Origin of the sequence: Paeniglutamicibacter sulfureus, assembly GCF_030512175.1 — a bacterium.
Classification (GTDB): Bacteria; Actinomycetota; Actinomycetes; order Actinomycetales; family Micrococcaceae; genus Paeniglutamicibacter; species Paeniglutamicibacter sulfureus.
Map to the genome: position 1 here is coordinate 1,989,814 of NZ_JAULBL010000002.1, position 18,460 is coordinate 2,008,273.

Genomic DNA, 18,460 nt, shown 5'->3' on the forward strand with positions numbered 1-18,460 from the left:
CGGTTAAGCGACCTCGGGGCGGGACACCGTCAGTGTCCCGCCCCGAGGGAGGGTATTCACGCGCGGAGCCCAGCGAAGTGGACTCCGCGCGTGTCGTGCTGCCTTAGCGCGTGAACGCCGCGGTGAGCAGGCGGGCCTGCTCGACCTCGTGGCGCTTGTGCGTGCCGGTGGAGGTCGCGGCGGAGGCCTTGCGGGCCACCAGGCGAACGGGCTTGCCCAGCTCGGCGGGCAGGTTCAGCCCGACGAAGGGCCACGGGCCCTGGTTGGCCGGCTCGTCCTGCGCCCAGACGACCTCGGCGTTCGGGTACTTGGCCAGTTCCGCGGCGATTTCCTCGGCGGGCAGCGGGTAGAGCTGCTCGACGCGAATGATCGCGGTCTTGGTGTCGTTCGCCTTGGTGCGGGCGGCTGCCAGGTCGTAGTACAGGCGGCCGGAAACCAGCAGCACGCGATCAACGTCTGCCGGGTTCAGGTTCGCGGTGTCGCCAATGACTTCCTGGAAGGTGCCGGTGGTGAAGTCCTCGACTGCGGATGCGGCGGCCTTCAGGCGCAACAGCTGCTTTGGGGTGAAGATCACCAACGGCTTGCGCGGACGGGCGTAGGCCTGCCGGCGCAGCAGGTGGAAGTGGTTGGCGCCGGTGGAAGGCTGGGCCACGACCATGTTGTTTTCCGCGCACATCTGCAGGAATCGTTCGATGCGGGCCGAGGAGTGGTCCGGGCCCTGTCCCTCGTAGCCGTGCGGAAGCATCATGACCAAGCTGGAGCGCTGGCCCCACTTCTGCTCGGCGGAGGAAATGAACTCGTCGATCACGGTCTGGGCGCCGTTGACGAAGTCGCCGAACTGCGCTTCCCAGAGCACCAGGGCGTCCGGGCGTTCCACCGAGTAGCCGTATTCGAAGCCCAGTGCCGCGTATTCGCTCAGCAGTGAGTCGTAGATCCACAGCTTGGCCTGGTCCTCGGAGAGGTTCAGCAGCGGGTACCAGGTGGCGCCGTTGAGACGGTCGTGGAAGACCGCGTGGCGCTGCACGAAGGTGCCGCGACGCGAATCCTGGCCCGCCAGGCGGACCGGCACGCCTTCCATGGACAGGGTGCCGAAGGCGGCGATTTCCGCCATGCCCCAGTCGATCCCGCCCTCGCGGCTCATCTTTTCGCGGCGCTCCAGGAGCACCTTGAGCTTCGGGTGGACCGTGAAATCCTCCGGGATGGCCAGGTGGGCGGCGCCGATGTGGGCCAGGGTCTCGGCGCTGATTGCCGTGTCCCGCGGTGCGGCGACGGAGGCGTCGTCAGCTCGCTGGGCTGCCGGCAGCTCCAGGTCGTTGATCGCCGAGGTGCCCGGGGTGATGACGGGGATCGGGCTGGTCTGCGCGGCGTGGGTCTCGGCGAAGACGCGTTCCAGGCGTTCCTGGTAGTCGCGCAACGCCTGGTCGGCCTCGTCCTGCGTGATGTCGCCGCGACCGACGAGGGCCTCGGTGTACAGCTTGCGGGTCGAGCGCTTGGCCTCGATGAGGTTGTACATCATCGGCTGGGTCATCGACGGGTCGTCGCCCTCGTTGTGCCCACGGCGGCGGTAGCACACCATGTCGATGACGACGTCCTTGTTGAAGCGCTGGCGGTAGGCGAAGGCCAGCTGGGCCACGTGGACCACGGACTCCGGCTCGTCGCCGTTGACGTGGAACACCGGTGCCTGGACCTGCTTGGCCACGTCGGTGGCGTACACCGAGGAGCGCGAATCGGTCGGGGCGGTGGTGAAGCCGACCTGGTTGTTCACGATCACGTGGATCGAGCCGCCGGTCTTGTAGCCCTCGAGCTGGGAGAGCGTGAGGGTCTCGCCGACCACGCCCTGTCCGGCGAAGGCGGCGTCGCCGTGCACCAGGATCGGCAGGACGTTGAAGTCCTTGGATCCCTCGCGGTCTTGTTTGGCGCGCACGATGCCCTCGAGGACCGGGTTCACGGCCTCCAGGTGCGAGGGGTTGGCCGCCAGGTAGACCTTGGTCTGGTTCCCGGCGTCGGAGGTGTAGGAACCCTCGGTGCCCAGGTGGTACTTCACGTCGCCCGAACCCTGGACCGAGCCCGGGGTCGCGGTGCCCTCGAATTCGCGGAAGACCTGGGAGTAGGTCTTGCCGGCGATGTTGGTGAGCACGTTGAGGCGGCCGCGGTGGGCCATGCCGATGGCGACCTCTTCCATGCCGGCGTCTGCGGCATCGGAGATGATGCCGTCAAGCAGCGGAATCAGGGATTCGCCGCCCTCCAGCGAGAAGCGCTTCTGCCCGACGAACTTGGTCTGCAGGAAGGTCTCGAAGGCCTCTGCGGAGTTCAGCTTGGACAGGATGCGCAACTGCTCTTCGCGGGTCGGCTTGGTGTACGGGTGCTCCAGTTCGTCCTGGAACCACTTGCGTTCCACCGGATCCTGGATGTGCATGTACTCGATGCCGATGGTGCGGCAGTAGGCATCGCGCAGCACGCCGAGGATGTCGCGCAGCAACAGGCGGTCCTTGCCGCCGAATCCGCCGGTGACCCATTCGCGGTCCAGGTCCCACAGCGTCAGGCCGTAGGTCTGGATGTCGAGGTCCGGGTGGCGGCGCTGGACGTATTCCAGCGGGTTGGTGTCGGCCATCAGGTGGCCGCGCACGCGGTACGAGTGGATCAGCTGCTGGATGCGCGCGATCTTGTTGACCTGCAGGTCGACGTCGACCTGGTTGTCGACTGCCCAGCGGACAGGCTCATAGGGGATGCGCAGTGCTTCGAAGATCTCGTCGTAGAAGCCCTGTTCGCCCAGCAGCAGGGATTCGACCAGCTTCAGGAATTCGCCCGAGCCGGCGCCCTGGATGACGCGGTGGTCGTAGGTGGAAGTCAGGGTAATGACCTTGCCGACGCCCTGCAGTGCAACGGTCACGTCCGCGGCACCGCGGAAGGCTGCCGGGTACTCGAGGGCGCCAACGCCTACGATGGTGGCCTGGCCCTTGGAAAGGCGCGGCACAGAGTGCACGGTGCCGATGCCGCCGGGGTTGGTCAACGAGACGGTGGTGCCGGCGTAGTCATCCGCGGTGAGCTTGTTGGCCCGTGCGCGCTTGATCAGGTCCTCGTAGGTGTCCCAGAACTCGTTGAAGCTCATGTTCTCGGCGGCCTTGATGTTCGGCACTGCCAGCATGCGCGAGCCATCGGGCTTGGGCATGTCGATGGCGATGCCGAAGTTCACGTGGGCCGGCGTGATGGCCATCGGCTTGCCGTCGACCTCGGCGTAGGTGACGTTCTGCGAGGGGAAGAGCTTCAGGGCGCGGATCACGGCGAAGCCGATGATGTGCGTGAAGGAGATCTTGCCGCCGCGGGCGCGCTTGAGGTGGTTGTTGATGACCACGCGGTTGTCGATCAGGGCCTTGGCCGGGACGGCGCGCACCGTGGTGGCGGTCGGGACGGTCAGGGACTGCTCCATGTTGGTGGCAATCGCCTTGGCCGGGCCGCGCAACGGGGTGCGCTTTTCCTCGCCCATGGCACCGGGAGCGGTGGCCTTGGGGACCTGTGCGGGGATCGGCTGCGACTTGGTGGCCGGGGCCGGGTCGGCCGGGACGCGCGGGGCGGCGGCTGCGGATTTGCCTGCGGCGGAGGATTCAGCGGAGGAGCTGGGCGTGCTGCTGGACACGTCAACGACGCGGGCCTGGGTCGCGGCGCGCGGTGCGCCGGCCGGGGTGGCAGCAGCGGCCGGGGCCGGCGCAGGAGTCGCCGCAACCGGGGCCTCTGCGGCCGGGGGTGCGGCTGCCTGTTCCGAATTGAGGGACGCGAAGATGTCCCACCATTTCTTGTCTACCGAGTTCTTGTCCTTGAGGAACTGTTGGTACAGCTCATCGACTAGCCATTCGTTCCCGCCGAACTCTTCGGTGAGTCGGTGGTGCGATTGATCTGGCACGGTATTACGCCTCTTCTCCCTGTATTTCCGTTTGTCCAAGCGCCGCCGAGGGGGATGACCACCAAGGGGCATAGTTCTAGACCTGCTTAGTAGTCTAGTGACAATTGGACCCCGGATGGGAACCAATGAGCCGGGTATCACATGCGCGTCGCCTTGAAGGGCCGGGTTGGGTGTCCCGATGACGCCGAGCGCCCTTTTCATCCGGCGACAAGCCCCCGGGCGCGGGGGCGGACCTCGCGCGCGGTCGCTCGCGAGACCGAACGCCTGTGTCGTAGTTCAGATACACTGAATTTGTTATGGACAGCCACTCTCTGTGCCGGCCAGTCGTGAAATCACGCGGTGCCGGCCACACATGTCATTGCCCGCCTAATTCCGCTTCGCTATCGGAGCCTTCCAGTTGCGGTCACACAGACGCTAGACTTCGGGGCCCCGGCGCCGCCGCCCCCCGAGACACAACCGCCCACGGGGCGGTGAAACACTAGATGGAATGGTTGCTGCTGGCCCTGGGCCTGCTGCTGATCCTGGGCACCGGTTTCTTCGTCGCCGTCGAGTTTTCCCTCGTCGCCCTGGACCAGGCCAACGTCCAGGAAGCCGTCGACAAGGGCGACACCAAGGCCGTGGCCCTGCTGCAGTGCCTCAAGTCCCTGTCCACCCAACTTTCCTCCTGCCAATTGGGCATCACGCTGACGACGCTGCTGACCGGCTACGTCATCGAGCCTTCCGTGGGCAAGCTTCTCCAGGAACCGCTTCTGGCGCTGGGACTCGGCGACTCCGCCGTGCCGGTCAGCCTGGTGGTGGCCATGTTGCTGGCCACGCTGCTCTCGATGGTCATCGGCGAGCTGGTCCCCAAGAACCTGGCCATCGCCAAGGCCTTCGACATCGGGCGCGCCGTCGCCCGCCCGCAGTTGATCTTCACCGCCATCTTCAAGCCGGCCATCATCGTGCTCAATGGCTTCTCCAACAAGGTCCTGCATCTCTTTGGCCTCGAGGTCAAGGAAGAGATTTCCGGGGCCCGTTCCCCGGCCGAGCTGGTCTCCCTGGTGCGCCGCAGTGCGGAAATGGGCACGCTGGACAAGGATGCGGCGCTGTTCCTGGACCGGACCGTGCGTTTTTCCGAACGCTCGGCGGCCGATGTCATGACACCCCGCATCCAGATGCAGACCATCGAGCACACCGCGCACGTCCACGAGGTCATCGAGCTGGCCAAGGAGACCGGGTACTCCCGCTTTCCCGTCACCGACGGCTCCTCCGACGAGATCAAGGGCGTCTGCCACGTCAAGACCATCATCGCCATTCCGCGTGACAAGCGGAACGGCAAGGAGGTCGGCGAAAACAAGACCCCGGTGATCTTTGTCCCCGAAACCGTGCACCTGGACACGCTGCTGGTGCAGCTGCGCAGTGCCAACCTGCAAATGGCCATCGTGCTTGACGAATATGGCGGAACCGCCGGAATGGTCACCTTGGAAGACCTGATTGAGGAAATCGTCGGCGAGGTCGCCGACGAACACGACTCGGCCCCGCCCGAGGTCCGGCAGCTGTCCGACGGCTCCTGGATGATCCCGGGCATGTACCGCCCGGACCAGCTCAACGAGCTCATCGGCGAGGTGGAGATCCCCGACGACGCGGCCTACGAAACCCTGGGCGGGTTCGTGATGGCCGAGCTAGGCCGGATCCCGTTCTTGGGGGATGCGGTCGACACCGAGGGCGGCGTATTCACCGTCACCGCGCTGGACAAGCGTCGCGTCGCCGAGCTGCATTTCGTGCCGCGGATCGTGAGCGCCTCGAGCGCCTCGAGCGCCTCGAGCGCCTCGAGCGCCTCGAGCGCTGCCTCGGCGTCCAGCCCGGATGAAGCCAGGGGGCGTCGGGCATGAACGACTTTGCCGGCCTTTTCTGGCTGATCATCCTGTTGTTGGGCAACGCGTTCTTCGTGGCGGCGGAATTCGCCGTCATGTCGGCGCGCCGTTCGCAGATCGAACCGCTGGCCGACGCCGGGAACAAACGCGCGATCCTCGCGCTGAAGGCCATGGAATCGGTGTCCATCATGCTGGCGGTGTGCCAATTGGGCATCACCGTGTGTTCGCTGCTGATCCTGAACGTCGCCGAACCTGCCATCCACCACCTACTGGTGGTGCCGCTGGAATTCGTGGGCGTGTCCGAGGCCCTGGCCGGGACCATCGCCTTCCTTCTGGCGCTGCTCTTCGTCACCTTCCTGCACGTGACCTTCGGCGAGATGGTGCCCAAGAACATCTCGGTGTCGATGGCCGACAAGGCGGTGCTGCTGCTGGCCGGGCCGCTGCTGCTGCTTTCCGTCGTCGTGCACCCGGTCGTGGTCTCGCTGAACTGGATCGCCAACCAGTTCCTGCACCTGATGAAGGTCGAGCCCAAGAACGAGGTGAACTCCGCGTTCACCGCGGCCGAGGTGCAGTCGATCATCGCCAGCTCGGCGCTCTACGGCACGCTGGAGGCCGACGACGCACTGCGGCTGCGCAAGGCGCTGGAGTTCTCCGACCTCACGGCCGCCGGGACCATGGTCGCGCGCGATAGGGTCGTGGCCCTGCAGCGCGGCACCACGGTGCAGGAGTTCGAGCGCACCGTGGGCAGGACCGGCTTCTCCCGCATCGTCATCGCCGAGGCCGGCGAGTTCAAGGGCTACTGGCACATGAAGGACGTCATGGCGCTGCCCGACAGCCAGTACCGCCAGCCGGTCTCCGGCATCGAGCTGCGGCCCATGGGCGTGGTGGCCCCGGACACGGAGATCGAGGACGCGCTGGAGCAGATGCGGGCCGACGGCAAGCACCTGGCCCGCGTGGTCGAAGCATCCGGTGCGACCCTGGGAATCCTGTTCCTGGAGGACGTGCTGGAGCAGCTGGTTGGGGAGATCGACGACCAGAACCAGAAGCGGGGCATCCGCCGGGAGAACCGCAGCGCCCAATAATGCGAATGGATCGCAATTGAGATAGTCTGGAGTCCTGCATTTCCCCGAAAGGCCCCGCAACCACCGCATGAACAAGCCACTTCGCGCCCTCACCGTCGCCGCCTCGATCCTGTTGCCTTCGGCCTGCGCCAACGGGGTGCCGGCGCGGTTTGCGGGCCGGAGGTTGGCGTGGGCGCCATGGTGGAGCAGACCTCGCAGGACCAGTATTCCCACGGGGCCAAGGTCCGGGATCACGGGGTCCCGGTGCCGCAGCTGACTCAAACCCTGCCCTACGGGCGGGACCACATCTCCTGGATGGAATCCAACGTGCAACAACTCGAGGTGGCTCTTGGCCGCTAACCCCAGCACCGGGGCGACGACGCCCGAACCCGTGGTCAGCATGCGCAACGCCTCGCTGCGCTTTGGCGACCGCCTGCTCTGGGACGGTCTGGACCTGGACATCGCCCCGGGCGAGTTCCTGGCCGTGCTCGGGCCCAACGGCTCGGGCAAGACCACCATGCTGCGCACCCTGATGGGGCTTCAGGAGCTCTCCGGGGGAACCGTCCGGGTTGCCGGCAAGCCGGCAACCCGGGGCTCGCGGCAGGTGGGCACCATCCCGCAGCAGCGTTCCTTCGACGACAACACCCCGCTGCGCGCCCGCGACCTGGTGGCCCTGGGCATCGACGGACACAAGTGGGGCATCCGGTTGGGCCGCAAGTCCATGCGCCGGCGCGTGGACCAGCTGCTGGAACTGGTCGGCGCCACCTCCTACGCCGAGCGTCCCGTCGGGGTGCTTTCGGGTGGGGAACAGCAGCGGTTGCGTGCCGCGCAGGCGCTGGCAGATAACCCGCGCCTGCTCTTGTGCGACGAGCCGCTGCTCTCCCTCGACCTGCACCACCAGCAGGCCATCTCCTCACTGATCCACCGGCAGGCCTGCGACCACGGTGCCGCGGTGGTCTTCGTGACCCACGAGATCAACCCGATCCTGCAATACGTGGACCGTGTGCTCTACCTGGCCGGCGGACGCTTCCACATCGGCACCCCCCAGGAGGTCATGCGCTCCGAGGTCCTCTCCGAGCTCTACGGATCGCCCATCGAGGTCTTCGAATCCAACGGCCGCATCGTGGTGGTGGGCATGCCCGAGACGGTCACCCACGCCAATCCGCAGCAACGCACGCACCCGCTTCAAGGAGCCTAGGAACCATGGACCTATCCGAGATCTGGAGCACCGTCTTCAGCTTCGAAGACTATGCCGAGATCCTGCCGCTGGTCTCCAACTCGCTGATCGCCGGTGCCCTGCTGGGCCTGGTCGGCGGGATGATCGGCATCTTCGTGATGCTGCGCGACATGGCCTTCGCGGTGCACGGCATCGCCGAGCTTTCCTTTGCCGGGGCTGCCTTCGCCCTGCTGATCGGCACCAACGTCGTCGTCGGCTCGCTGGTCGGCTCCGTGCTGGCCTCGCTGCTGCTGGGGATCATGGGTGCCGCGGCCAAGGACCGCAACTCGATCATCGGCGTGTTGATGCCCTTCGGGCTGGGCCTGGGGATCCTCTTCCTGGCTCTCTACCAGGGCCGCAGCGCGAACAAGTTCGGGCTGCTCACCGGACAGATCGTCGCGGTGGACACGGTGCAGCTGGGCGTGCTGGCCGTCTGCTCGGTGATTGTGATGGTGGCGCTGGTGGCCATGTGGCGCCCGCTGACGTTCATTTCCGTGGACCCCGCGGTGGCGGCGGCGCGCGGGATTCCCGCCGCCCGGCTCTCCGTCGCCTTCATGGTGGTCCTGGGCCTGGCGGTGGCCCTGTCGATCCAGGTGGTCGGCGCGCTGCTGGTGCTCGCTCTGCTGATCACCCCGGCGGCCGCGGCCATCCGGGTGACTTCCAACCCGGTGCTGACGGTGTCGCTCTCGGTGGCTTTCGCGATGACTTCGGTGGTGGGCGGCATCCTGCTGGCCCTGGCCGGCTCGTTGCCAATCAGCCCGTACGTCACCACGATTTCCTTCCTCATCTACCTGGTGTGCAGGCTCATTGCATGGCGCCGGCACCGGGTGCGGCATTCGGAGAAGATGGCAGCCGTCGCCGCCTAGGGCCGCCGACCGAGTCGCGACAAACACCGAAGGCGTGTGCCCGCACCCCCTGAAGGGAGCGGGGCACACGCCTCCGTCTTGTCCACGGGTTGTCCGCCGGTTGTCCGTCGGTTGCCCCGAGGGTGGCTGTTGGTGCTCCCTGTTACTGCTGGGCCTCTGCCAACGGGCGTTGCTCAGGCCTTGGCGTCGGCGGCCTTGGCCGCGGAGCAAGAGGGGCACAGCCCATAGATCTCCACGGTGTGCGTGGGTTCGGTAAAGCCGTTCTCCTGGGCCACCCGGGCCGCCCACTTCTCCACCGCCGGCGCCTCGACCTCGACGGCCTTGCCGCACTTGCTGCACACCAGGTGGTGGTGATGGTGCTCGATGACGCACTGGCGGTACATCGCCTCGCCCTCGTTGTTGCGCAGCACGTCGACCAGGCCGTCCTCGGCCATCGACAGCAGCAGGCGGTACACCGTGGCGAGGGAGACCTTGTCGCCCTCGTCGACGAGCCACCGGTGGAGTTCCTGCGCCGTCACAAAGTCATCGACCGTCTCCAGCGCGGCGTTGACCGCCAGGCGCTGCTTGGTCACCCGCTGTTCGGAACTGCGCCGTTCGGTCGCAGGATTCGTCATTTGTTGGAGCACTCCTTGTAGATCGGCACATTGCCACCGGGTACGTTCCGCGGACACCGATTCCGGCACCGCGCCGGGACGCACCTCCGGTTGACACCTCGAGTTTACCAGCGGGTGCGCCGGAGTGGCGCGGGTGGAGCCGGGACCCGGCGCCCGGCCCGCTGGTGCCCCGGGTCCCGGCATGCATAGGCTGGGGCCATGGAGATCACCAAGTTCAACCACGCCTGCATCAAGGTGGCGTCATCCAACCGGGCCCTGCTCATCGATCCGGGCAACCAATCGCCGTTGGATGCGGCGCTTGCGGGTGTCGAGGCCATCCTGGTCACCCACGAGCATGCCGACCACCTCGACCTCGAGCCGGTGCTGCGCGCGCTGGCTGCCAACCGGGGCCTCACCGTCCATGCCCCAGTTGCGCTGGCTTCCACGGTGCTGGCCGCTGCCAAGGCGGCGGGCGTCCAGGATGCGGAAGCACGCATCCACGGGGTCGGGCCGGGTGCCTCCTTCGAGGCTGCGGGGATGGAGATCTCCACCCACGGCGGCATGCACGCGGTCATCCACCACTCCCTGCCGGGGGTGTCGAACATCGGGTACTTCATCGACAGCAGGCTCTTCCACCCCGGCGACAGCTACCAGGTGCCCGAGGGGATCCCAGTGCACACGCTGCTGGTCCCCGCGCACGCGCCTTGGGCCAAGATCGGGGAGACCATCGAATTCCTGTCCATCATCGGGGCGGCGCAAAACTTCCCCATCCACGACGGGCTGCTCAACGAGCGTGGCCTGGCGCTGGTGGACGGGCACCTGGGGCGCGTGGCAGCGGAGCGCGGGCTGGACTACCGCCGGATACCCAATGGCGAGGCGGTCTCCCTGGACTCCTGAAGCCGTGGCCGGTGCCGCGGATCCCGGGGGCCGCTAGTCCCAGCTGCCGGTGGCCAGCAAGCGCTCGATCCGCCCGGCATAGGGAGCCGGATCCAGTCCGGCGGCCTGAAGCCATGCGGCGTCGTAATAGGACGTGGCGTAGCGTTCCCCGTTGTCGCAGAGGAGCGTGACCACTGACCCCTTTTCGCCGGCGGCCAGCATGTTCGCCACGACCTGCCAGGCCAGCCAGAGGTTGGTGCCCGTTGAGGGCCCGGCGCACAGGTGCGCGAATTCCTGCAGGTGGCGCATCGCCGCCACCGAGGCGGCGTCGGGCACCGTGGCCAGGAAATCGATGATGCCCGGCACGAAGCTGGGTTCCGGACGGGCCCGGCCGATGCCCTCGATCCGGCTGGCGCGCCCGGTGGCGGTTCGCGGATCCCCGCCCGCGTTCGCGGCCTGCCAGGCCGGCAGGAACGCCGAGCCCTCGGGGTCCGCGACGGCCAGACGGGTGTGGTGGCGGTGGTAGCGGGCGTAGCGCCCGATGGTCGCAGAGGTCCCGCCGGTGCCGGCGCCCACCACGATCCATGCCGGCACCGGGTGTTCCTCCATGGCCAGCTGGCCGAAGATCGACTCGGCGATGTTGTTGTTCCCGCGCCAGTCCGTCGCCCGCTCGGCGTAGGTGAACTGGTCCATGTAGTGCCCGTTGGTTGCCGCGGCCAGCCGTTCGGATTCCGCGTACACGCTTGAGGGGTCATCGACCAGATGGCACCTGCCGCCGGTGGCCTCGATCAGCGCGATCTTCTCCGGGGAGGTGCTTGCTGCCATGACCGCGATGAAGGGCAGGCCCAAGAGCTTCGCGTAGTAGGCCTCGGAGACCGCGGTGGAACCGGAGGAGGCCTCCACGATTGTGGTGCCCTCGGTGATCCATCCGTTGACCAGTCCGTACAGGAACAGGGAGCGGGCCAGCCGGTGCTTGAGGCTGCCGGTGCGGTGCGTCGATTCGTCCTTCAGGTACAGGTCGATGCCCCACTGGCGGGGCAGGTCCAGCCGGTGCAGGTGGGTGTCGGCCGAGCGCATCGACTCGGCCTCGATCGTGCGTACCGCCGCATCCACCCAATCGCGGGTCGCGGAGGGCCGGGGGAGCGAAATCAAAGACGTTGTATCCACCCGAGCAAGCCTACCCAACCAACCGCTGCGGCGCGTCCGGCGGCGTGACCGGATGGCCGCCGAACCGAACCGAGCCGAGCCGAACCGAGCCGAGCCGAACCTTGCGGACCGGTGCGGGGCAGGGGGCCGGGGAACTAGGCTGGGATCCACGGGGCCGGCGCGCCCCGGCGACACCGACAATTTCACTGACACGCAACCAAGGAGCACTGAGGCATGGGTGGGGAACGCCGGACATTGATCACCGCAGGGGAGCTGGCCACGGTCCTGGAGGCCGGCGGGGACACGGTGCTGCTCGATGTGCGCTGGGCGCTGGGCGATGCCCGCGGCAGGGAGCACTACGAGGCCGGACACATCCCCGGCGCCGTCTTCGTCGACCTGGAGACCGGGCTCTCCGCGGCGCCCAGCCTGGAGGCCGGGCGCCACCCGCTGCCCGATGCGAGCAACTTCGCGGCATCCGCGCGCAGCTGGGGCATCAACACCGGCTCCGTCGTGGTGCTGTACGACGCCACCGGTGCCCTGGCCGCCGCCCGCGGCTGGTGGCTGCTGCGCCACGCCGGAATCGGCAACGTCCGGGTGCTCGACGGGGGACTGGATGCCTGGGTCGCCGGCGGGCGCGAGCTGGAAACCGGGAACAACACCGCTGTCCCGGGCAACGTGCGGCCGGGCTGGGGGCAGATGCCGGTCATCGACATCGAGCAGGCTGCGGCGTTCCCCGGCCACGGGATCCTGCTGGACTCCCGGGCCGCCGAGCGCTACCGCGGCGAGGTCGAACCCGTCGACCCGCGCGCCGGGCACATCCCCGGAGCGCTGAACCGACCCACCACAGGGAACCTCGATGCGGGCAAGCGCCTGCTGGAATCGGCGGAGCTTGTCCGCGCGTTTGCGCAACTGGGCGTGAAGCCCGGCGCCGGGGCAGCCGACGTGGCGGCGTATTGCGGAGCGGGGATCACCGCCGCCCACCAGGTCCTCGCGCTGGAAACCATCGGGGTGCATGCCGCGCTGTTCCCCGGCTCCTGGTCCCAGTGGAGCGCCGACCCCGCGCGCCCCGCGGCCACCGGACCGACGCCGTGATCTGCCGGGAAGCCGCGGACCTCCGGACTGCCGGCCCGGACGCCCCGGTGAGCGCTGGGTTCGGGACATGATCGGTCGCCCGAAGCCCCCTGGGCTGGATGCCGCCGCGAAGATCCGGGCGCGTGCCCGCAGCCGGCAGGGACCGGCGGCCATGATGCCGGACGCCGTGTCCGCGCTGGGAGTTAGGGTGGCCGGGGGACCGCTGGTGCCCCTGGAGATCCGCCGCCGCGAACCGGGGCCTCGCGACGTGGTCATCGATATCCTCTTCTGCGGTCTGTGCGATTGCGACGTGCGGGAGGGGCGCAAGGAATGGCCGGCCGCGCGCCTTCCCCTGGTCCCGGGACACCAGATCGTCGGCGTCGTGGCCCGGACCGGTGCCGGGGCCGCGGACCTGGAACCCGGTGCCCGGGTCGGCGTGGGTGCGCTGGTCGATTCGTGCAGGGAATGCGCGCCATGCCGTGCCGGACAAGAGCAGCTCTGCGCCGGGTCGGTGGCGACCTATGGCGCGCTCGATCCGCGCACCGGGGAGTACACCCGCGGCGGGTACTCCAAGCGCATTGTCGTTGACAGGGACTTCGTCCTGCGGATCCCGGCCGCGCTGGAGCTGGCCGTGGCCGCTTCGCTGCCCTGCGCCGGGATCCGGGCGTACGCGACGCTGCTGCACCACGGGGTGGGACCAGGCAGCACGGTGGGCGTCCCGGATCCGGGCGGACGCGGCGCCCTGGCCGCCAGTCTGGCTGCGGCCATGGGGGCGGCGGTGAACGTGCCGGCCGCTGCGGATCCACTTCAGGTGGTCATCGACACCGGGCCGATGGCCCCATCGTTGGTAGGCTCGGTGGCAGAAACCCGCCAGTTGCTCGAATTCTGCGCGAAACACCAAGTGGCACCCGGCTTTGAGCTGGTTGGTGCGCAGGGGCTCAACGAGGCATGGGAGCGGATCCTTGCCGCGGACGTGCAACACGGGTTTGTCCTGGACCTCGCCACATTGGGCGGGAACGACTAAGGAGGGTGCATGAGCACGCTGTTTACCAAGATCATCAACGGCGAGATCCCCGGCCGTTTCGTCTGGAAGGACGAGCAAGCCGTGGCGTTCCTGACCATCGGGCCGATCACGCACGGCCACACCCTGGTGGTGCCGCGCGCGGAAGTCGACCACTGGGTCGACGCACCGGCAGATTTGATGAACCACCTCATCGCGGTGGCCGGGCACATCGGCCGTGCCCAGGTCCGCGCGTTTGGGTCCGAGCGTGCCGGCTTGATGGTCGCCGGTTTTGAGGTCCCGCACCTGCATGTGCACGTCTGGCCCACGAACTCGCTGGCCGACTTCGACCTGACGCGGGCTGAGAGCAACCCCGATCCGGCCATGATGGATGCAAATGCGCAGAAGCTGCGCGAGGCGCTGCGGGCCGACGGCCACGGGGGCCTGGTCCCCGACGCCTAGGTCCTGGCAGCGGGACCGCCGCCGGAGCGAGGCCGAAGCGCCGAGACTGGGCGGGTGAACGACGACGGGGCCACCACGAGATGACTGATCATCCCGTCGTGGCCCCGCGTTGTGGCCGGGCTACTTCGCCGCGGCGAGCCCTTCGCGCATCGCGGTGCGAATCCGCTTGGGGGAGACCGAGTAGGCCGTGCCCAGCTCCTGGGCGAAGAGCGAGACCCGGTATTCCTCCAGCATCCACTTCACCGCCGCCAGCGGGGCGGGCGTGCGCACGCCCGCCACCAGTTGCCCGAGCGCCGCGTCGTACTCGTCCTCGAGTCCCTGGATGTCCAGCGTCGCGGCGTTGTCGCGCGCCAGGTGCCCGGTGCCGAGCTTTTCCAGCCGCTTTTCGATGGCCGCAATGTAGCGCGGCAGCTGGGCCAGTTGCGCATAGCCGGTGTTGGCCACGAATCCCGGGTACACCAGCTGCTCGAGCTGGGACTTCACATCGTTCAGCGCATTGACCAGGGCCAGCGAGGAGGCGGACTTCAGCTCCTTGTTGATCCGCCGGGTGCCGGAGAGGACCTTCTCCACGATGGCGGTGACCGCGAAGACCGTGTCGATCAGTTCGGCGCGGACGCGTTCGTAGAGCGCGTCGAACTCCGCCTTGTCGAAGGGCAGCTTCTCGGGAACGAGCCGGTCCACCGCGGCCATGGTGCAGTCCTGGATCAGCGAAGCCACCGAACCGTGCGGGTTCTGCGTGAAGACCAGTTTTTCCTGGTTGTTCAGGTGGTCAAGGACGTACCTGGCGGGCGAGGGGACCTTGAGCAGCAGCAGCCGGATGACGCCGGTGCGGTGGGCGGCCATCTGCTCGACGGGGTTGCGGAAGACCGTCAGGCGCACGGAAGTCTTCTCATCCAGCAGCGCCGGGTAGGCGGTGACCTGCTGCCCGGCGACCTCGGTGACGACCTTTTCGGTGATGACGCCGTTGATGCCCACCCCGGTGTCCCAGTCGGTCAACCCGCTGCGTTCCCAGATGGTGGTGGCCACCGCGCCGCCCTTGCCGCGCTGGGCCGCCGCCGCGGCCCGGGACTTCCCGTCGCCCTTGGCGTTGTTGCCAACTGCCGCCTTCGGACCGCCGGTGCCCGCCGCCCCGGTGGGCAGGGCGGCCCCGGGCTTGACGCCCAGGGAACGGGCCAGGGCCGAACGGTTGGCCGCGGCCAGCGTCTGCTGCAGCACGGCCAGCTCCTGGGACTCGTCCTGGATCTTGGCCTCTGAGTCCACGACGGTGAAGGTGAAGCGTAGGTGGGGCGGCAGGGACTCCCAGTTCCAGGACCCCGGGGGGATCACCACGCCCTTGAGCCGGCGCAGCACCAGCTCCAGGGAGGCGGCCAGGTCGTCGGTCTCCGGGTTGAAGTCGGCCTCCAGTGCGGCCACTGCCGAGCGGGCGACATCGGGGGCCGGCACGAAGTTCTTGCGGATGGCCTTGGGCAGCGACTTGATCAGCGCGGTGACCAGTTCCACGCGCAGCCCGGGGATGAGCCAGCGGAAGCGCACGGGGTCCAGCTGGTTCAGGAAGAGCACCGGCACGCGCACCGAGACGCCGTCGGATTCCCCGGCGCGGGCCGCCGGGTTGTACTCGTAGACCAGGTCCAGGTCCAGGGTGCCGTGGCGCCAGGTGCGCGGGAAGGCGTCTTCGTCCAGTTCCGTGGCATCGGCCTGGAGCATGTCCTCCGGGTTGAAGTCCAGCAGCGTCGGGTTTTCGTGCCGCGCGGCCTTCCACCAGCGGTCGAAGTGCCGTTCGGACACCACCTCGGGGCCCAGCTTCGAATCGTAGAACTCGAAGAGGTCCTCGTCGGACACGCGCAAATCGCGCCGGCGCATGCGGGTCTCGAGTTCCTCGATGTCCTCGAGCACCCGGCGGTTGCGGGCAAAGAACTTGTGGTGGGTCTTCCAGTCGCCCTCCACCAATGCGTGGCGGATGAACAGCTCGCGGCAGAGCTCCGGGTCCACGCGCGAGTACTGGATGCGGCGGCGCGGCACGATCGGCAGTCCGAAGAGCGTGACCTTCTCGTACCCCATGACCGCCCCGGAGTTCCGCGACCAGTGCGGCTCGGAGTAGCTGCGCTTGAGCAGGTCCCCGGCGACCTCCTCCACCCACTTGGGATCGAGCCGGGCCACGGTGCGTGCCCAGAGCCGGGAAGTCTCCACCAGCTCGGCGGCCATGACCCACTCGGTGGACTTCCGCGACAGGGCCGAACCGGGGAAGACGGAGAAGCGGGTGCCGCGCGCGCCGACGTATTCGCGCTTGCGCTCGTCCCAGGAGCCCACGTGCCCCAGCAGCCCGGTGAGCAGCGAAATGTGGATCGCGTCCTCGTTCGCGGCCGGGTCCACCGGCTCGGGGGAGATCGCGATGCCCAGGGGCTTGGCCAGCTGGCGCAGCTGGGTGAACAGATCCTGCCACTCGCGCACGCGCAGATAGTTGATGTATTCGTTCTTGCACAGCCGGCGGAACGCGGAGGAGGAGAGCTCCTTCTGCTTTTCCTGCAGGTAGCGCCAGAGGTTTAGCAGCGAGGAGAAGTCCGACTTCGCGTCCATGAAGCGCTTGTGCATTTCGGCGGCGCGCTCGCGTTTGCCGGTTTCCTCGCTGGGGCGCTCGCGCGGGTCCTGGATGGAAAGGGCGGCGGCCAGCACCATGACCTCCTTGGCGCAGCCGCGGTTACCGGACTCCACGATCATCCGGCCCAGGCGCACGTCCACCGGCAGCTGGGCCAGCGACTTGCCAACCTTGGTGATGGTGGCCTCGGTGCCGGTGTTCAGCGCCCCGAGCTCGCGCAGCAGCGCCACGCCGTCGTTGACCGACTTGGCATCCGGCGGCTGGACGAAGGGGAAGTCCGCGACGTCGCGGGCTGTGCGCACCACGCCCATGGAGCTCATCTGCAGGATCACCGCGGCCAGGTTGGTGCGCAGGATCTCCGGGTCGGTGAACGCGGGGCGCGTCTCGAAGTCCTCCTGCGAGTACAGGCGGATGGCGATGCCGTCACTCACGCGTCCGCAACGGCCCGAGCGCTGGTTGGCGCTGGCCTGGGAGACGCGTTCGATGGGCAGGCGCTGGACCTTGGTGCGGTGGGAGTAGCGCGAGATGCGGGCGGTGCCGGTGTCGATGACGTACTTGATGCCCGGCACGGTCAGCGAGGTCTCGGCGACGTTGGTGGCCAGCACGATGCGCCGGTTCTTCCCGGGGTTGAACACCTGGTGTTGCTCGGCCAGCGAGAGCCGGGCGAACAGCGGCAGGATCTCGGTCCCGGCCAGGCGCCGGTTGGTCTTCACCCGGGCACGCAGCACCTCGGCGGCGTCGCGGATCTCGCGCTCGCCGGGGAAGAAGATCAGGATGTCCCCGGGCGCCTCCATGGCGAGCTCATCCACGGCCTCGGCGATGGCATCGAGCGGGTCGCGGTCCTCGGCCTGGGTATCGGGGTCCAGTTCGTCTTCGTCCATGCCGTCGGCCGGGTTCAACGGCCGATAGCGCAGTTCCACGGGGAAGGTGCGGCCGGAGACCTCGATGATGGGCGCAGGCACCGGCTCCTCGCCCTCGGGCCCGGCTGCTGCGAAGTGCTCGGCAAAGCGCTGCGGGTCGATGGTGGCGGAGGTGATGACGATCTTCAAATCCGGCCGCTGGGGCAGGATCCTGCGCAGGTAGCCGAGCAGGAAGTCGATGTTGAGGCTGCGTTCGTGGGCCTCGTCGATGATGATGGCGTTGTACTTCTTCAGCAGCTTGTCGCGCTGGATCTCCGCCAGCAGGATGCCGTCGGTCATCACCTTGACCTTGGTGGCCCGGGAGACCTCGCCGGTGAAGCGCACGTGGAATCCGACGTCCTCGCCGATCTTGGTTCCCAGTTCCTCGGCGATCCGTTCGGCGACGGTGCGCGCAGCCAGGCGGCGGGGCTGGGTGTGACCGATCATTCCGCGTTCGCCCATGCCCAGCTCCAGGAGCATCTTGGGCAGCTGGGTGGTTTTGCCGGAACCGGTTTCACCGGCGACGATGACCACCTGGTTGTCCTTGATGGCGGACATGATGTCATCGCGTCGCGCGGAAACGGGAAGGGCTTCGGGATAGGAAATCGTCAGGGCCATGATGAGCCAAGTCTATGTCAGCGGCGTCGGCGGCCTGTGCCTGCCCGGCCGTCGGGCCGGACACGTGGCTCGGTGCCTTGGATCAGCGGCCGGTCATCCGTTTAGGGGCGTTTGAGGTGTCAAAACACGGCTTTGTCCACGGTACTGTCTGATTCTCTAGACACTGGGATACCAATTGTCCGTTTATCGATGGCGATTGATGAAAGATGCATGGCAAGATGATGAATGCATCACCGTTTGTCTTGCAATTCAGGGTAGATGGAAGAAATGTGAGTAGCTTCACATGTAGTATCGAAGCAATTCATGGG

13 protein-coding genes are annotated in these 18,460 nt (G+C 67.7%); 9 read left to right on the forward strand and 4 right to left on the reverse strand.

Features of this window, described 5'->3' with window-relative positions; translation table 11 throughout:
- Positions 1 to 103: 103 nt before the first annotated feature.
- Positions 104 to 3,898: a multifunctional oxoglutarate decarboxylase/oxoglutarate dehydrogenase thiamine pyrophosphate-binding subunit/dihydrolipoyllysine-residue succinyltransferase subunit gene (locus Q2T94_RS15805; protein WP_302265639.1), complete on the reverse strand. Its 3,795-nt coding sequence runs from the start codon at positions 3,896 to 3,898 to the stop codon at positions 104 to 106.
- A gap of 482 nt (positions 3,899 to 4,380) precedes the next feature.
- Here Q2T94_RS15805 and Q2T94_RS15810 point away from each other — a divergent pair, with 482 nt between their 5' ends.
- The 5 genes from Q2T94_RS15810 to Q2T94_RS15830 all read left to right on the forward strand — a co-directional run bounded on the left by Q2T94_RS15810 (position 4,381) and on the right by Q2T94_RS15830 (position 8,894).
- Positions 4,381 to 5,769, forward strand: coding sequence for a hemolysin family protein (locus Q2T94_RS15810; RefSeq protein ID WP_302265640.1), 1,389 nt, complete (start codon positions 4,381 to 4,383; stop codon positions 5,767 to 5,769).
- Entirely contained in the window at positions 5,766 to 6,833 is a 1,068-nt protein-coding gene (locus Q2T94_RS15815; RefSeq protein WP_264269236.1) for a hemolysin family protein, read from the forward strand. Before Q2T94_RS15810 ends, Q2T94_RS15815 begins: the two co-directional genes overlap by 4 nt.
- A 177-nt stretch (positions 6,834 to 7,010) precedes the next feature.
- On the forward strand, positions 7,011 to 7,172 hold the full coding sequence (locus Q2T94_RS15820; protein WP_302265641.1) for a hypothetical protein: 162 nt from the start codon (positions 7,011 to 7,013) through the stop codon (positions 7,170 to 7,172).
- Between the two features lie 40 nt (positions 7,173 to 7,212).
- On the forward strand, positions 7,213 to 8,010 hold the full coding sequence (locus Q2T94_RS15825) for a metal ABC transporter ATP-binding protein (RefSeq protein WP_302266443.1): 798 nt from the start codon (positions 7,213 to 7,215) through the stop codon (positions 8,008 to 8,010).
- Positions 8,011 to 8,015: 5 nt separating this feature from the next.
- The gene (locus tag Q2T94_RS15830) at positions 8,016 to 8,894 is read left to right on the forward strand and encodes a metal ABC transporter permease (protein WP_264269238.1); all 879 of its coding nucleotides are present in this window, start codon (positions 8,016 to 8,018) and stop codon (positions 8,892 to 8,894) included.
- Between the two features lie 173 nt (positions 8,895 to 9,067).
- On the opposite strand, the gene Q2T94_RS15835 is transcribed toward Q2T94_RS15830, so the two are convergent.
- On the reverse strand, positions 9,068 to 9,508 hold the full coding sequence (locus Q2T94_RS15835; RefSeq protein WP_264269239.1) for a Fur family transcriptional regulator: 441 nt from the start codon (positions 9,506 to 9,508) through the stop codon (positions 9,068 to 9,070).
- A 198-nt stretch (positions 9,509 to 9,706) separates the two neighbouring features.
- On the opposite strand from Q2T94_RS15835, the gene Q2T94_RS15840 reads away from it, so the two are divergent.
- Positions 9,707 to 10,384, forward strand: a complete 678-nt coding sequence (locus tag Q2T94_RS15840) for an MBL fold metallo-hydrolase (protein WP_302265644.1) — start codon at positions 9,707 to 9,709, stop codon at positions 10,382 to 10,384.
- Between the two features lie 33 nt (positions 10,385 to 10,417).
- Here Q2T94_RS15840 and Q2T94_RS15845 read toward each other — a convergent pair whose 3' ends face one another.
- Positions 10,418 to 11,440: a PLP-dependent cysteine synthase family protein gene (locus Q2T94_RS15845; RefSeq protein WP_367281566.1), complete on the reverse strand. Its 1,023-nt coding sequence runs from the start codon at positions 11,438 to 11,440 to the stop codon at positions 10,418 to 10,420.
- A 303-nt stretch (positions 11,441 to 11,743) separates the two neighbouring features.
- Here Q2T94_RS15845 and Q2T94_RS15850 point away from each other — a divergent pair, with 303 nt between their 5' ends.
- From Q2T94_RS15850 to Q2T94_RS15860, 3 genes are all read left to right on the forward strand, one after another.
- Entirely contained in the window at positions 11,744 to 12,601 is an 858-nt protein-coding gene (locus tag Q2T94_RS15850; protein WP_302265646.1) for a sulfurtransferase, read from the forward strand.
- A 67-nt stretch (positions 12,602 to 12,668) separates the two neighbouring features.
- Positions 12,669 to 13,604, forward strand: coding sequence for an alcohol dehydrogenase catalytic domain-containing protein (locus tag Q2T94_RS15855; RefSeq protein ID WP_302265647.1), 936 nt, complete (start codon positions 12,669 to 12,671; stop codon positions 13,602 to 13,604).
- Positions 13,605 to 13,613: 9 nt separating this feature from the next.
- The gene (locus tag Q2T94_RS15860; protein ID WP_264269243.1) at positions 13,614 to 14,042 is read left to right on the forward strand and encodes an HIT family protein; all 429 of its coding nucleotides are present in this window, start codon (positions 13,614 to 13,616) and stop codon (positions 14,040 to 14,042) included.
- A gap of 120 nt (positions 14,043 to 14,162) precedes the next feature.
- Here Q2T94_RS15860 and hrpA read toward each other — a convergent pair whose 3' ends face one another.
- Entirely contained in the window at positions 14,163 to 18,152 is a 3,990-nt protein-coding gene (gene hrpA / locus Q2T94_RS15865; RefSeq protein ID WP_302265649.1) for an ATP-dependent RNA helicase HrpA, read from the reverse strand.
- Positions 18,153 to 18,460 lie beyond the last annotated feature (308 nt).